The organism is Pueribacillus theae (assembly GCF_003097615.1).
In the GTDB taxonomy this organism is placed as follows: Bacteria; Bacillota; Bacilli; order Bacillales; family UBA6769; genus Pueribacillus; species Pueribacillus theae.
In genome coordinates this window covers 51,624-65,969 of the sequence record NZ_QCZG01000022.1, presented here as the reverse complement: position 1 = coordinate 65,969, position 14,346 = coordinate 51,624, and the positions used below count along the sequence as shown (strand labels likewise).

Here is a 14,346-nt window from a genome sequence, read left to right as displayed (position 1 = left end):
GAATTGTTTCCGGGTACTTGACAAATCAAGACATTGTGTTTTCAAGTAGATATTATTTTCATATCAACTAAGGTGTAATGAGCCACTTTGGAACGGTTTCTTTTGCCATAAGTTCATCAAGGCTATGGAAGGTATAGCCGTCTTTTTTCAAATCATCGATAACTTTTTCAAGAGCTTCAGCGTTGTCCTTTGATACGGTGTGGAGCAGCATAATCGCGCCCGGGTGGACCCTGTTCATAATGTTATCATAGGCATATTTCCAGCCTTTTTGATTATTTGTTTCCCAATCTTTAAAAGCGAGCGACCAGAAAACATTTGTATATCCGAGCTGGTTTGAAACGGCTAACGTGCGTTCACTGAACACTCCTCTCGGCGGACGTAAATATTTTGGCATCCTTTTCCCAGTAATCTTGGTAAATAATGTTTCAACACTTTCTAATTCTTCACGAATATCCGCATCGCTTTCTTTCGCCAGGTTGGGATGGCTGAACGAGTGGTTTCCGACAATATGCCCTTCCTTCACCATCCTATTTACAAGTTCAGGCTCCTCTTTCAAATAATGGCCAGTCACAAAAAAAGCCGCTGGTACTTTCTTCTTCTTTAAAACATCTAGCACATTCGCTGTATACCCGTTCTCATACCCGTTATCAAATGTAAGGTACAGCTCCTTTGCATTCGTCTCCGCGATAAAAATACCGCCATGTTTATTAAGCATTTCTGCAAATTCTGGTTCTGTTGTCGCCGGCTTGTTATCTTTGCTTGGCTTAAAATACCAATCGTATTGCATGTTGTTATATTGTTTTGCAAAGGCTTGTACCGGAAGCATTTGAAAGATAAATAAACATACACCAATCAAAGCAATTCTTTTCATTTTACATTCTCCCTTGACGATTATTCTTTCTTTAGTTTCGCAACAAATAGTTGAAAACATACGAAGTTTTTTCTGAAAATTAGTTTCGCTTCTTCTTTGCTTGGAAAAGCTTGAAACTAGGTGTAAGATAGGAATGAAATATACCCGGGAGGTTGAAAAGATAAATGGATTACAGAGTTGAGCGTGACACACTCGGAGAAATGAAAATTCCAGCTGACAAACTATGGGCAGCACAAACACAACGCAGTAAGGAGAACTTCCCAATCGGCATCGAAAAAATGCCAAAAGAAGTAATCCGTGCCTTTGCTTATTTAAAAAGAAGTGCTGCCATCGCAAACATGAAACTAGGCAAGCTTGAAAAAGAAAAAGCGGAAGCGATTGTACAAGCTGCTGATGAGGTCCTTGAAGGTAAATTAGATGAACATTTCCCTCTTGTCGTCTGGCAAACGGGCAGTGGCACACAATCAAATATGAACGTAAATGAAGTACTCGCAACCCGCAGCACACAAATTTTAAAAGAACAAGGCATTGATTTAAAAATTCACCCAAATGACGATGTCAATAAATCACAAAGTTCAAATGATACGTTCCCTACTGCACTGCATGTTGCAGGCGTCATTGCTGTTGAAGATCAAGTTCTTCCAGCCATACGTACATTAATGAAAACGTTAAAGCAAAAAAGCGAAGCGTTTCAAGATATTATAAAAATTGGAAGAACTCACCTGCAAGATGCGACGCCCCTTACATTAGGCCAGGAAATAAGCGGCTGGTACCGTATGCTTGAAAGATGTGAACAAATGCTTCAAGCCGGCGTTCATTATATGAAGGATCTTGCAATTGGAGGAACCGCTGTTGGAACGGGGCTGAACGCCCACCCTAAATTCGGGGAAATGGTTGCTGAAGAAATAAGCAAAGCAACAAACAAAAACTTCTCTTCAGCTCCGAATAAATTCCAAGCTCTAACAAGTTATGACGAAGTCGTTTATACTCACGGTGCTTTAAAAGCACTTGCTGCCGACATGATGAAAATCGCAAACGATGTAAGATGGCTTGCCAGTGGCCCGCGCTGCGGAATCGGCGAAATATCCATCCCCGCAAATGAACCCGGCAGCTCAATCATGCCTGGCAAAGTCAATCCAACCCAAAGTGAATCAGTTACGATGGTTGCTGTACAAGTCATGGGAAATGATGCAACGATTGGATTCGCCGCATCACAAGGAAACTTCGAGCTTAACGTGTTTAAACCAGTCATTGCGTATAACTTCCTACAATCTGCAAGGCTGCTCGCTGACGCCATCGTTTCCTTCAACGATCGATGCGCAGTTGGAATTGAACCGAACCGTGACAAAATAAATGCCTATTTGAATGAGTCACTTATGCTTGTCACAGCATTAAATCCTCATATTGGATATGAAAATGCCGCAAAAATCGCAAAGCTCGCCCATAAAGAAGGCTCAACGTTAAAAGAAGCTGCAGTAAAAACTGGGCTTCTCACTGAAGAACAGTTCGATGAATATGTAAGACCTGAGAACATGATTTCACCAAAAGAATAATGTCCAACGGCTTCCGAAATTATTCGGATGCCGTTTTTAATATGTGTTGAGCATCAACATAAGTGACACACGTGCCAGCGATTAAATCATGAATAGCCCGTTTATCTTCTCTCAAGTGAGTAACAATAACACTTACAATCAACGCAATACCAAATGTAATTAAATAGATCAACCCGGATACGATTAACCTTGCGATCATCGTCGTTATACTGATTTTATTTTTCTTTTTATCAATAATTCTGATTCGTAGTATCCGTTTTCCAACCGTAAAACCCTGCCAAAAAATAGGTGTCAATAAGACGTATAAAAAAAATAAAAAAAAGTCAAAGAAGATCATGTTTAGTCCTTTTTCAAAAAAGGTTACACCGATAACAATTAATGGTACACCAACAAGCAGAAGATCAAAAATCCATGCCAATAGCCGCACCCATAGACTAGCCCATTCGCTGACCATTTTCCTCCTCCTTCTTGTGGTTCCTTTCCTCGATTCGCTTTTCTTTACATCTATAAAGTATTTTTCTATCATAATATACAAAGAGCTTATGCTATGTGCAGCTTGAGAAACACTCTATTCGAGGTGGGAATATGAACTTTGATTCGATGTGTCCTAAATTTGAAGTTGCCATCCAAATTATCGGAAAGAAATGGACAGGAATGATTATTCGCGTACTATTGGGCGGCCCTAAGCGATTCAAAGATATAAAAAAACAAATGCCCGGCGTTAGTGACAGAATGCTTACTGAACGAATGAAAGAACTTGAGCAGCTTCAAATCGTAAAAAGGATTGTTTATGCTGAAACACCCGTCCGAATTGAATATACATTAACGAAAAAGGGAAGCTCTTTAAAAGAAGTCATTGAAGCGATTCAAAGATGGAGCGATGTGAACGTCTGAGCACTTTTAAAAAGACATCTTTCTATTTTATGAATGAAGTGATATAATGGTCAATTGTATCCGTAATAATGGATCGTTTTTAGCAACTTCAAAGAATCGTCTCTAATTAATCTTATTCATACTGGCGCGGTCTAGGAACCGTAAGAACGGAAGAGAGGTAGGGCTTCTGTCGTATAAGGTCCAAAACAGAAGAATTTTTACCGCGGCTCAAACTGTTTTAATGATGTTGACAGTCAGTGACACTGTTCATGATCTATAGCATTCGATTGTTGCTAAAAAACAAAATTTAAACACCCATAGGAAGACATTTTTCCTGTGGGTGTTTTCTGTTACACTGGGCACTCAAGTTTTCTGCACTTGTCGAACTTTGGCACACATTTTTTTAAAAAAGGCGATAAAAAAGCCGGTAAGTCTAATGACACTCACCGGCTACACTATTTACTAATTGAAACGTAAGCATGCTTTTGTTTTTACATGTATGGCTCTTGGCTGTCCATACTGTCATTTGACATATAGCCAGAGGATTTCCCGTCGTCATCGCAAACGATTAGCAGCACTTTCCCATCGTCTAATTTTCTTTCGTATTGCTCCGCTTCCATCTCAGAGAATCCAAGCTCTTCCAGCTTTGTCCTTAGCTGATCACCTTCTGAACTAAACAAATTTTTAACAGCGCTTCCGAGGCCCAATTCTTTTAATCCAACTTCGTTTGCGTCACTTTGATCTGCTAAGCGATCTTCACGATCAGAATCGTGTGCCATAACATACAGATTGTCCTTGTCAAATCCTTGAGAAGAAAGTTCGTTTACCGCATTGATCAATTCTTGGTCATTCGTAAATTCTCGGACAGATGGTTTCATCATTTAACAACTCCTAACCTTTTTTGTTTCCTTAAGGAAAATTTCTTTAAAACTTCTATAGAAGGTGTAGTAGTGTATTACCCGCCCATCCAGAAAATTAAACTAATCTTTATAAGGATCAAATTCATTCGCGCCTGCCATACAGACGCCAATCGGTTTCAGGACATGCAATATTTCAATCGTGCCGCTGTGTGCATCTAATACTTCACGAAGCTTTCGGTAAACAAATGGGCTTTCATCTGTGCCTGCTCCCCTAAGTTCAACACCAAATTTTTTTACTGCTTCATTCATTTGCTCAACCGTAATTTTCCCGCCTGTCCGTTTTTTCGTTTTCCAATTCATTCTTCCGGCCGCTTGGGTTCGGCTCATAATCCTTCCTGCGCCGTGAACGGTGCTGTAGAAGGCTTTTTTATTTTCTTCTGTGTCTTTCCCGCGGACAATGACAGAGATGTCACCCATGCTGCCGCCAACAAATCCAAGCTGTCCAGGAGCAGACGGTGTCGCCCCTTTTCGAACAACGATATACTCTTTTCCGTTATGCGTTTCTTTCCAGGCAAAGTTATGATGGTTATGCACTTCAAACAACGGCTCTGCTTCAAGAATAGATAACACTTGTTCAATGACGTAGTCACGGCCAGCATAAGCATAGCGCCCTGCAAGATGCATTGCGTTGTAATACATCTCGCCCAAATCACTGTCCAAATCAATTAATGTCGGTCGCTGTTCCATACTTTCACCAGGTGCTCGATCTGCAAACTTTCGGCCATTTGCCAAGTTAAGAAAACCGCTCGCCGTCTTATGTCCAAAACCACGGCTTCCAAAATGGTTCGCAATCCATACATCATCTGTTTTTTCATCAATTAACAGATCAACGAAGTGATTGCCGGATCCGACCGTCCCTAGTTGATCCTTTGCCAATTTTTTTAATTGATCATGCTCATGCTTGCCAATTTCTTTATAAACGTCCCAGTTTGGATCATCGAAAAGATCATGATCGACTTTTTCTTTATTTTTTCTGCCAATGCCAAACGAAATTCGGTTGGCGATTTCATCCATGATGGCTGGTACAACGTTTTTAATTTGTTCATATTTCAGATTTGTTTTTACCGCTTTGTTGCCGCACGCGATGTCATAGCCTACTCCTGATGGTGAAATTTGCTTGTCATAAACAATTACGCCACCAACCGGCTGGCTGTATCCGTAATGGCCATCAGCACAAAGTACGCCGCCAACGGTATTTCCCTCGTTTAAGCACATATTGAACTGTCTTAACGTATTTTCATCATGATCCCCAAAAATCGTTGTTTGCACAAAAAATCACCCTTTTATTTTTTCGTAAGTGCGATCGCTTGTTTAATGTCTTTTAAAGACGTTTTCCCGTACATTAAAACCCCGCCGCGGTAAATCCGGGCGCCAATGATTGCAAAAAGCACAACAGTTCCAGCTAACAACCCGATACTTAATGCGATTTCCCATACCGGTATTTGCAGCATCCCAACACGCATGAGCATAAGCATCGGCGTAAAAAATGGAATGAATGACATCACTGTGATAAACGTCGATTCAGGTGCATTCATACCGAAAGTCGCCAAGAAGAACGCTGCGATAATTAGCATTACGACAGGCGTAACGACCTGATTGGCATCCTCAACACGGCTAACGAGTGATCCGAGCATGGCTAAAAGCGTCGCATATAACAAGAAACCTAGTAGAAAAAATACGACTGCGTATACAAGTGTCGAGACTGGAAGCTGGTTAAGCTGTAACACATTAGCGATACTGTCTTCCGTGTTGGATGTTGATTGAATGGACAAGAAACCAACGAGAATCAACACAACGATTTGCGTCACACCAAGTAAGGCAATCCCAAAGATTTTCCCAAACATTTGGGCAACTGGGGACACACTGGAAACGAGAATTTCCATGACCCTTGATGATTTCTCTTGTGCGACATCCGTTACAATCATCATGCCATAGATTAGGACAGCCATATAAATGAGAATCGTGAGGAAATTCACGATAAAGGTAGCCTGTGCTACTTCCGTCTCTGTCTTTGCACCTTCTTCGATCGCAATCCGTTCGAATGAAACGGGTTCATAAATCGCGGCAACCTCTTCCGGTGACAATTCTAACTGATTCGTTGCGATCATTACTTTCATTTGTTGAAGTGCGTTTTCCAAAGGGCCAATCCACTTTTCTTCTGTCACTGTACCTGCTTTCAAAACACCTTCAGGCAATCCTTCATCATTGAATGAGAGGATGAGAACGCCGTCAAGCTCTCCTTCGTGAATAGCGTCTTCCGCAGCTTTTTCATCTTCTTCAAATTTATGAAGTTCAATCTCATCGCCGCTCTGTTCAATTTGTTTAACAAGCGGATCAAATAACTGTTCGGTTTGATCAATAACCGCAACTTGTTTTACTTCATCATCTTCAAATAGCGCAAAGATTTTATCGACGTTTAAAAATGCAAGCACAAAAAGCATCGTAATGATTGTAGAGATGATGAATGACTTCGTTTTCACCCGGCTTATATACGTATGAAAAAGAACCGTCCAAAATTTACTCATAGGAAACACCGACCTTTTCGATAAAAATATCGTGAAGCGACGGCTCTTCAAGCTCAAACTTGCGTATAAAACCTTTGCCTGCAATATGTTCTAATATTTTTTGCGAGATTTCTTCACTTTCAACTTGCATTTCAGCGCCTTCTACCGTTTGTTTATATTTCACGATGCCAGGGATTGATTGCAAATCATCCAGAGGGAAATCGGCCTTGACAATGACATTCTTTTTGCCAAATGATCGTTTTACCTCTCTTAAACCCCCTTGAACAACAGGCTTTCCCTTATGTAAAATACATAGCTGGTCACAAAGCTCTTCGACGTGCTCCATACGGTGGCTTGAAAAGACGATCGTTGTTCCGTTTTGATTTAGTTCAATGACCGCTTCTTTCAAAAGCTCCACATTCACGGGATCAAGTCCGCTGAATGGTTCATCAAGAATGAGCAGCTCCGGCTTATGAATCACAGCAGCGATAAACTGGATTTTTTGTTGATTTCCTTTCGACAGTTCTTCTACACGCTTGTTTGCGTATTCAGGCACCCGAAAGCGGTCAAGCCATTTTTCCATTTGTACAAGGATTGCTTTTTTGTCCATTCCTCTCAATCTTCCAAGATATACAAGTTGGTCGCGTACTTTAAGCTTTGGATAAAGCCCCCGTTCCTCTGGAAGATAGCCGACAATGTGGCTTTTGCTGTAATCAATCGCTGCATTATTCCAAGTGATTTTTCCTTCAGTCGGCGAAAGCAAACCGAGCACCATTCGGAAAGTCGTCGTTTTCCCTGCGCCATTCCCCCCAAGCAGTCCAAACATCCGCTTCTCTGGAATTTCCAATGTTAAATCATCAACCGCGGAAAATGATCCGTATTTTTTTGTCACATGTTCTATTTTTAACCCCAAAAATCTTCCCCCCCATTAAGACTCTCTCCCTGTTATTGTCGCACATCCAGATTCAACAACCAATACAAAAATTAAATGGCATCTGTTTTGGCAACAGATGCCATTTACATCTTTGGATACTCATATATTTGCTAGTTGTCTTTCTTTTTTCCTTGCAATCTGCCACTCCGTTTCACTGCTTCCCTTAATAGAAACTCAATATGCCCGTTGACACTTCGAAACTCATCTTTCGCCCATGATTGAATGGCTTCATATAGTTCAGGGTCGATCCGCAAAGGGAAACTCTTTTTCTTAGCCATCAAAACCCCCTCTTTTTAAAATGAAATCGGCTCTTCCTCTGATTTCAACAAATAGGCCTTCGGACTTTAACTTTAAAAAATGAAATCGGCATTTCGCCGATTTCTTCCAGTCTAACTTCTAGCCTCTATCCTCTAAATTAGTAAAGACTTCCCGTGTTAATGACTGGCTGAGTCGATTTATCAGAAACGATGGCTACCATTAAATTATTGACCATATTTACCCTACGCTCTTCATCTAAATCAATCACATTATCTTTCTCAAGCTGTTGAATAGCCATTTGCGCCATGCCAACAGCACCTTCTACAATTTTTTTGCGAGCAGAAATGATTGCTGAAGCTTGCTGACGCTGAAGCATGGCACTCGCAATTTCTGTAGAATACGCTAAATGCGTAAGCCTTGCTTCGGTGACTTCGACACCTGCAACATTTAGCCGTGCTTGCAATTCCACCTGCAGCTCATTCGAGACTTCTTCAGCATTGCCTCTTAACGTAAGCTCCACATCCTCAAACGTGTCGTACGGATACTTCGTTGCTACGTGTCGAATCGCCGTTTCGCTTTGAATTTCAACAAATTCCTCATAATTATCAACATCAAAGACTGCTTTTGCAGAATCAACCACTTTAAACACGATAACCGCGGCAATTTCAATAGGATTTCCTTCTACATCATTTACCTTGAGCCGTTTACTATTAAAATTTCTTACACGGAGAGATACTGTCCTTCTTAGTGTAAAAGGAACTGTTAAAAACAAGCCGCTTTCCCGAATGCTCCCAAGATATTTTCCAAAAAAGATAACGACAACGGACTGATTCGGCTGGATAACCGTAATGCCGCTTCCCAAAATGACAGCAACAATCAACAAAAGAATCGCCGGAACGAAGCTGCCATTATAAAACGAAAACACGCTTAATCCAAGAAAAACTGCAATCAACAAAACACCTATAAAACCATTTAACCGCCATGCATTTTTCTCATTCATACATTTCCCCCCATTTCATTTCTATATTATAATGATATCACTTTTGTATCAAAAAAGAAATAGCAAACCGAAGTAAATTGGTTTACTATTTTAAAGTGCGTGTTCAACCTCTTAAAGAAATAGATTTTGTTTCACCATAGCCATCTTTGGTACACCCACCAAGAGACACAAAAAACTGTTCCAACAACAATATTTGCCCAGCCCAAAATTTGTGCATACTTTTTTTCCTTTTTCATCTTTGCCTTTTTATATGTATTCACATCAATGAATAACACAAATATCCCGCTTCCGATCAAAAGCACAACAATATAATATGCATAATCTATATCAGTCATCGTCTACTCCCTTCAGTACGATTATTTTTCTTTCATTCCCACTCTACGAATATGTGTTGTCATTTCAACATGAATATCGATGTCTTTATAAATATTGTGCCAATTTTCCTTTGTTTTAACTTGCTTATTCCAATATGATGGATGTTCTGCCCGAATACGTTCCCCAAAACCGAAGATATCAGACTCTTCCTCCTGCAGTTTAGCAATTAGTTTTTTAAGAGCAGCCGTTGTCTCCTTCGTCGCCTGTTTTTCAATTTTTTGGATAATTTTCGGATCGTCTATATTAATATTGCCCACGGTCTTTTCTTCTATTTCACCTTCATAGCGAATACGAAGATGGACTTCTGGTTTGCCATCTTTAATCGCTGTCTTTGTCTTTGTATTTCTTCTTTCGGCTCGTACTAACACTCTTTCCTTAGTATCTGGCACTTGAATAAAGGCACCATAACCGCCTTGTTTTTGATTGATGGCGCCCATAAAAAGTCCTATTTCAATGGGGTCAATGACTCCAATCATTTTTTCCCCTTTAAAATAGCTAAGCCCCTCAATTTCAATGTTATCCTCATCTTTGATTTTTAAATAAGGAAGATAGCCATCTTGCCCTTTACTCGAAAGGTGACTCCAAAATATACCGGCAAAGTCATTTGGAAATTTCCCTAAATCAACGGCATTATCAACCATAGCTGTCACATATAATCCTGGTACGCGCTCCAATTTCGGTGCAACTTCCATATACCTCGCTGCCTCCTCTTTCGAAACAACCATCCATGTCGTCCGTCTTACTTCCGGTTGCCGGCGTAAAAAATCATTAAATCGTTCGACACCTTCTCTTGCGATTTCTTCACTGACGACAATAATACGTAAATGGCCTAAAAAAATTTCATCTGCCAACTCTTGTTGCAAATTAAGCATCGCATCATCGATCGTATGCCCTATTGCACGAAGAACCCAAACGGGCTCTTGCTCTCCACCACCGCCGCCAGTCTCCGGACCTAAAGGAATACGGCCAGGTACAGAAATTTGCGCAGTTAAACGGATCATTTCTTCAGTTAGATCATCTTCATCAAAGTGAGTGATCTTACCTGTCTCTTGAGCGTCACCAGATTCAACTTTATCAATGGCAATACCAAGAATCGTCGCACTTTTTTCAATATCCAAACTATCCCAACATCCTGATAACAATGGAAGACAGAGAAGAATAACACAAAACGTACAAATAGACTTCTTTAACATTATGCCCCGCTCCTTTTTGCAGGTAACTTGCGAGCCTTTGCCGTAATCAATAAAAAAATGGGAGCAATTGTAATGACAAGTCCCCAGGCACCAACGGTTTCAATAATTTTATACATTTGCATAACATTTTCTGGAACCATTGCAATGACGAAAAAGATCGGTAGAAAAAACATGGAAAACAGTTTATGATCGCGTAATTTTAAAAGCTGGCTTAAAGAACGTATGGTAAACATATAGCCGGAAAAAATCGTTGTAAAAACAGCGGTCACCCAAATGGCTAAAAACACAACATCTAAACGTTGTAAAATTTTTCCAGGAAATGACGTTGCCCTTGTGAGTTCTAATGTTGGCCAGTTTAGTTTTTTCACTTCTTCTGGGCCAAAAACAGCGAGGATGGCCACGACAACCATGACATACAAAACACTCGTAACCGCAATTCCCCACATTCCTGCTTTCATCGCTTTTTCAGGTTTTTCCATGGCAGGAAAAATGAGGCTAACGATAAAGCCGGTTTGAAACAAGGATGCCACGATTAACACTCCGTACAGCATGGCATTTATATTTAGTTCATTGCCAAAGACAGGTTGCAAATAGAGTGGATTTGCATTTTTCAATGATAGTACAATAATAATTAAAGTTGGTGCTAAAATAAATGGAACATAAAAACTATGAATATAAGCAAAGGTATGAAGATCATGACGAACAAACATGGTCGCCATGAATAGCATCACGATAACGATTACCTCGATTGGGGTTTCCTTCAATACCGCCGTTACGACAACCTCACCAAATTCTCTTGCCCCAAGCCCTGTAAGAATTATAAAAAAAGCGATCATAAGAAAGCCGTATAAGCGACCTAGCCATTTTCCTAGAATCACTTCGCTATATTCGATAATTGATTGATTTGGAAAGCGCATACTGAGCTTTGCAACGACCCATACTCCAACGGAAGCGACGGAAACTCCTAATAGCGTTACAAGTGGTGCTCCTGTATCACCAGCTTGAACAGCAGTAAGTGGCAGACGCAATACACCGACTCCGATAATTGAACTAATTAGAATTGCCGTTGTCTGGGCGACTGTTATTCCCTTTGGCTTCGCCATCCGCTTGTTCCTCCCATCGCTCATCATAAGGCTTCGATTGTTCTAATACGTCATTCGACCCTAGCCTATCGTCATTTGGTGGATGTAGAAACGCTGGTCTTCTTGGCATCCACCACAAAGGAGCCCTAATCATTACATCTTTTGCACCTTGGGCATTCCCAGGAGAAATAGGACTCATATAAGGCACGCCGAATGATTTTAATGCAAGCATGTGATTAAATACGAAGATAATCCCAATCATTACGCCATAAAGGCCGAAGATTCCTGCTAAGATGACTAATGGAAACCGCAATAGCCGTAATGCAAACGATGCACTATATACAGGGGTAGCAAATGACCCGATCGTTGTAAGCGCAATAACGACAACGGTGATTGGACTTGCAAGTCCAGCGCTAACTGCCGCTTCACCAATAATCAAAACCCCAACAATCGATAACGCGCCGCCAATTTGTTGTGGTAATCGGACGGTCGCTTCTCGAAGGATTTCCATCGATATTTCCAAAATAAGTACTTCAACAACGGCGGGGTAAGGAACCCCCGCACGGCCTCCTGCAACTGCAACAGCAAATTCTGTCGGCAATAATTCAGGATTAAATGAAATGAACGAAACATAAAGGGAAGGAAAAACTAATGAAAATACAAGGGCCAATACACGTACTGATCGTACGAAACTTGAAAGAACAAAGCGGGATGAATAATCATCCATTGCTTGGTAGAATTGGTTAAATACAACGGGGACAAGCATTGCGAATGGCGAACCGTCTACTAGGATAGCAACTCTTCCTTCTATCAAGTTTCCGACCGTCGTGTCTGGACGCTCTGTTAAATAGGTTTGTGGAAAAGGCGTATAATGGTTATCCTCGATAAATTGTTCCAAATAGCCAATATCAAGGATGGCATCAATGTCGATTTTTGATAGACGTTTTTCCACTTCATCAACAATCATTGGATTTGTCGTTCCCTCTAAGTAACAAATAGCGACCTTTGATTTTGTCATTTTTCCGACTTTAAGCGTCTTCACACGGAAGTCAGCTGTGGGTAATCGGTAACGTAATAAACCAATGTTTGTTCCTAACTGTTCAATAAATCCTTCACGCGGCCCTATGATCACCTGTTCAGTCTCCGGGGCGTTAATCGACCTTTTTTCAACATGGCGTGTATCAATATGAAGGGCTTGCCGAAGACCGTCCATCGCGACGACTGTTTCTCCGCTTAAGATTACTTCAACAAGCTTTGCTAAATTTTCTTCAAATTTTACTTCACTATAGTAAAGTACTTCCTCAGACAAGATTTTTATAAGCTCTTCATGGTTTAGTCCTTCTTCCTGTATCCACTCCGGTGAACTCATGAGCGGTTTTAACAGGCCATCATTAATTAATTTTGTATCAACTAAATTCGAAATGTAAAAGACCGTTGCAGGGTATTTTCCAAATATTTTTAACCTACGAATGATGAAATCTTCATTTTCCCCAAGCAAATCTTTTATGAACGTGATCGTCTCTTCCAAATTGCCTGTGACTTCTTCATGATCTCGTTTCTTTAACGTTTTATGTGGAATTTCTATCGTCTTTTGTTTACTTTTTTTCCGGTTTTTCCATTTCCAAACAGACATATTCTGCTCTCCTATCACAAATACTATTTTCAGTATGTGCAACTTGAGGAAGGCTATTCTATGCAGGATAAAAAAATAGCTTTTTGCAAATAATAGCCCTAACCGTTGTCATTAGGAGGTTATATGACATCATGAGTGAAAAGAAAATTCAGTTAACTGCATCGGAAATCGCTTCTCTTTGGCTTGCGTATATGGATGAAAGTATGTCAAAATGCATGATTGGTTTTATGTTGCAACATATCGAAGACCCTGATATTAAACCTGTTGTTCAATCCACCTATGATATTTCATCGAACCGTGTAAACAAGCTATTAACCATTTTTACAGAGGAAAGGTACGCTGTGCCAAATGGCTTTACTGATGAAGACGTCAACATGAATGCGCCATGGCTTTTTACTGACTTATTTTGTTTAACATATGTGAATCATTTAGCGCGGGTAGGGATGCTAAAATATAGTGGATTCGTCTCGATGTGTTCGAGAGAGGATATCAGAAATTGGTTTACACTAGGGCTGACCGAAATGTCGACGCTATATAATCAATCAACGGAAATCGCACTTTCAAAGGGACTATCTTCGTGATTTCCGTTTATTGAAGTTCCTAAAGAAACAGACTTTGTTGATAGTAAAAAGTATTTAAGTGGATTAAACCCATTTAACGACAAACGGCCATTGAATGCTGTGGAAATCTCTCATTTGTACATGAATATATTGACAAATACGGTTGGATGGAAATTAGGCCTTGGCTTTGCTCAAACCTCTCCGACAAAAGAAGTGCAAGAATTTATGTTGCGTGGGGCTGATATCTCAAAAAAACATATCAAAATTTTCGCTTCAACATTGTTAGAAAATGATATAGGGGCACCGGAATTACCAGATATTAGTGTTAGCAATTCGACAACGCAAACATTTTCAGATAAATTATTGATGTATCATATGTCGCTTTTGACTGCCGCCGGAATAGGAAACTATACTAGCGCTGCCGCTGCCAGCCAACGAAGCGATCTAATGGCCAATTATGAGCGCTTACAATTAGAAATTGCCAAGTATACAAAAGACGGTGCTGACATTATGATTAAAAATCATTGGCTCGAACAGCCGCCTGGGACAAAAAATAGAGAAAAATTAGCTAGAAGTAAAAAAAGCTGAAC

Annotated in this window: 14 protein-coding genes and 1 pseudogene; 3 read left to right on the top strand and 12 right to left on the bottom strand. The window is 40.4% G+C overall.

Features of this window, described 5'->3' with window-relative positions; genetic code table 11:
• Positions 1-67: 67 nt before the first annotated feature.
• Positions 68-871: a delta-lactam-biosynthetic de-N-acetylase gene (gene pdaA, locus DCC39_RS11390; RefSeq protein ID WP_116555024.1), complete on the bottom strand. Its 804-nt coding sequence runs from the start codon at positions 869-871 to the stop codon at positions 68-70.
• A 164-nt stretch (positions 872-1,035) separates the two neighbouring features.
• Here pdaA and fumC point away from each other — a divergent pair, with 164 nt between their 5' ends.
• Positions 1,036-2,424, top strand: coding sequence for a class II fumarate hydratase (gene fumC / locus DCC39_RS11385; protein ID WP_116555023.1), 1,389 nt, complete (start codon positions 1,036-1,038; stop codon positions 2,422-2,424).
• Positions 2,425-2,443: 19 nt separating this feature from the next.
• Here the strand turns inward: fumC and DCC39_RS11380 are convergent, their stop codons facing one another.
• Positions 2,444-2,878, bottom strand: coding sequence for an RDD family protein (locus tag DCC39_RS11380; RefSeq protein WP_116555022.1), 435 nt, complete (start codon positions 2,876-2,878; stop codon positions 2,444-2,446).
• Positions 2,879-3,009: 131 nt separating this feature from the next.
• Here DCC39_RS11380 and DCC39_RS11375 point away from each other — a divergent pair, with 131 nt between their 5' ends.
• Positions 3,010-3,318: a winged helix-turn-helix transcriptional regulator gene (locus DCC39_RS11375; protein ID WP_116555021.1), complete on the top strand. Its 309-nt coding sequence runs from the start codon at positions 3,010-3,012 to the stop codon at positions 3,316-3,318.
• 470 nt (positions 3,319-3,788) lie between these two features.
• On the opposite strand, the gene DCC39_RS11370 is transcribed toward DCC39_RS11375, so the two are convergent.
• The 10 genes from DCC39_RS11370 to DCC39_RS11325 all read right to left on the bottom strand — a co-directional run bounded on the left by DCC39_RS11370 (position 3,789) and on the right by DCC39_RS11325 (position 13,196).
• Positions 3,789-4,175: a general stress protein gene (locus tag DCC39_RS11370; protein WP_116555029.1), complete on the bottom strand. Its 387-nt coding sequence runs from the start codon at positions 4,173-4,175 to the stop codon at positions 3,789-3,791.
• 102 nt (positions 4,176-4,277) lie between these two features.
• Positions 4,278-5,432 (bottom strand): RtcB family protein, encoded by a 1,155-nt coding sequence (locus DCC39_RS11365; RefSeq protein ID WP_116555028.1) that lies wholly within the window; start codon positions 5,430-5,432, stop codon positions 4,278-4,280.
• 68 nt (positions 5,433-5,500) lie between these two features.
• On the bottom strand, positions 5,501-6,742 hold the full coding sequence (locus DCC39_RS11360) for an ABC transporter permease (protein WP_116555020.1): 1,242 nt from the start codon (positions 6,740-6,742) through the stop codon (positions 5,501-5,503).
• Positions 6,735-7,634 (bottom strand): ABC transporter ATP-binding protein, encoded by a 900-nt coding sequence (locus tag DCC39_RS11355; protein ID WP_116555019.1) that lies wholly within the window; start codon positions 7,632-7,634, stop codon positions 6,735-6,737. Before DCC39_RS11355 ends, DCC39_RS11360 begins: the two co-directional genes overlap by 8 nt.
• Positions 7,635-7,765: 131 nt before the next feature.
• The gene (locus DCC39_RS11350) at positions 7,766-7,933 is read right to left on the bottom strand and encodes an Arc family DNA-binding protein (RefSeq protein WP_116555018.1); all 168 of its coding nucleotides are present in this window, start codon (positions 7,931-7,933) and stop codon (positions 7,766-7,768) included.
• 137 nt (positions 7,934-8,070) lie between these two features.
• Positions 8,071-8,913, bottom strand: coding sequence for an SPFH domain-containing protein (locus tag DCC39_RS11345; protein ID WP_116555017.1), 843 nt, complete (start codon positions 8,911-8,913; stop codon positions 8,071-8,073).
• A 131-nt stretch (positions 8,914-9,044) separates the two neighbouring features.
• Positions 9,045-9,248: a CLC_0170 family protein gene (locus DCC39_RS11340; RefSeq protein ID WP_116555016.1), complete on the bottom strand. Its 204-nt coding sequence runs from the start codon at positions 9,246-9,248 to the stop codon at positions 9,045-9,047.
• 21 nt (positions 9,249-9,269) lie between these two features.
• The gene (locus tag DCC39_RS11335; protein ID WP_116555015.1) at positions 9,270-10,481 is read right to left on the bottom strand and encodes a Ger(x)C family spore germination protein; all 1,212 of its coding nucleotides are present in this window, start codon (positions 10,479-10,481) and stop codon (positions 9,270-9,272) included.
• Complete coding sequence (locus DCC39_RS11330) at positions 10,481-11,584, bottom strand: GerAB/ArcD/ProY family transporter (protein ID WP_116555014.1); 1,104 nt, start codon at positions 11,582-11,584, stop codon at positions 10,481-10,483. Before DCC39_RS11330 ends, DCC39_RS11335 begins: the two co-directional genes overlap by 1 nt.
• On the bottom strand, positions 11,532-13,196 hold the full coding sequence (locus tag DCC39_RS11325) for a spore germination protein (protein WP_116555013.1): 1,665 nt from the start codon (positions 13,194-13,196) through the stop codon (positions 11,532-11,534). Before DCC39_RS11325 ends, DCC39_RS11330 begins: the two co-directional genes overlap by 53 nt.
• 131 nt (positions 13,197-13,327) lie before the next feature.
• On the opposite strand from DCC39_RS11325, the pseudogene DCC39_RS11320 reads away from it, so the two are divergent.
• Positions 13,328-14,344, top strand: a pseudogene (locus DCC39_RS11320) (DUF3231 family protein).
• Positions 14,345-14,346 lie beyond the last annotated feature (2 nt).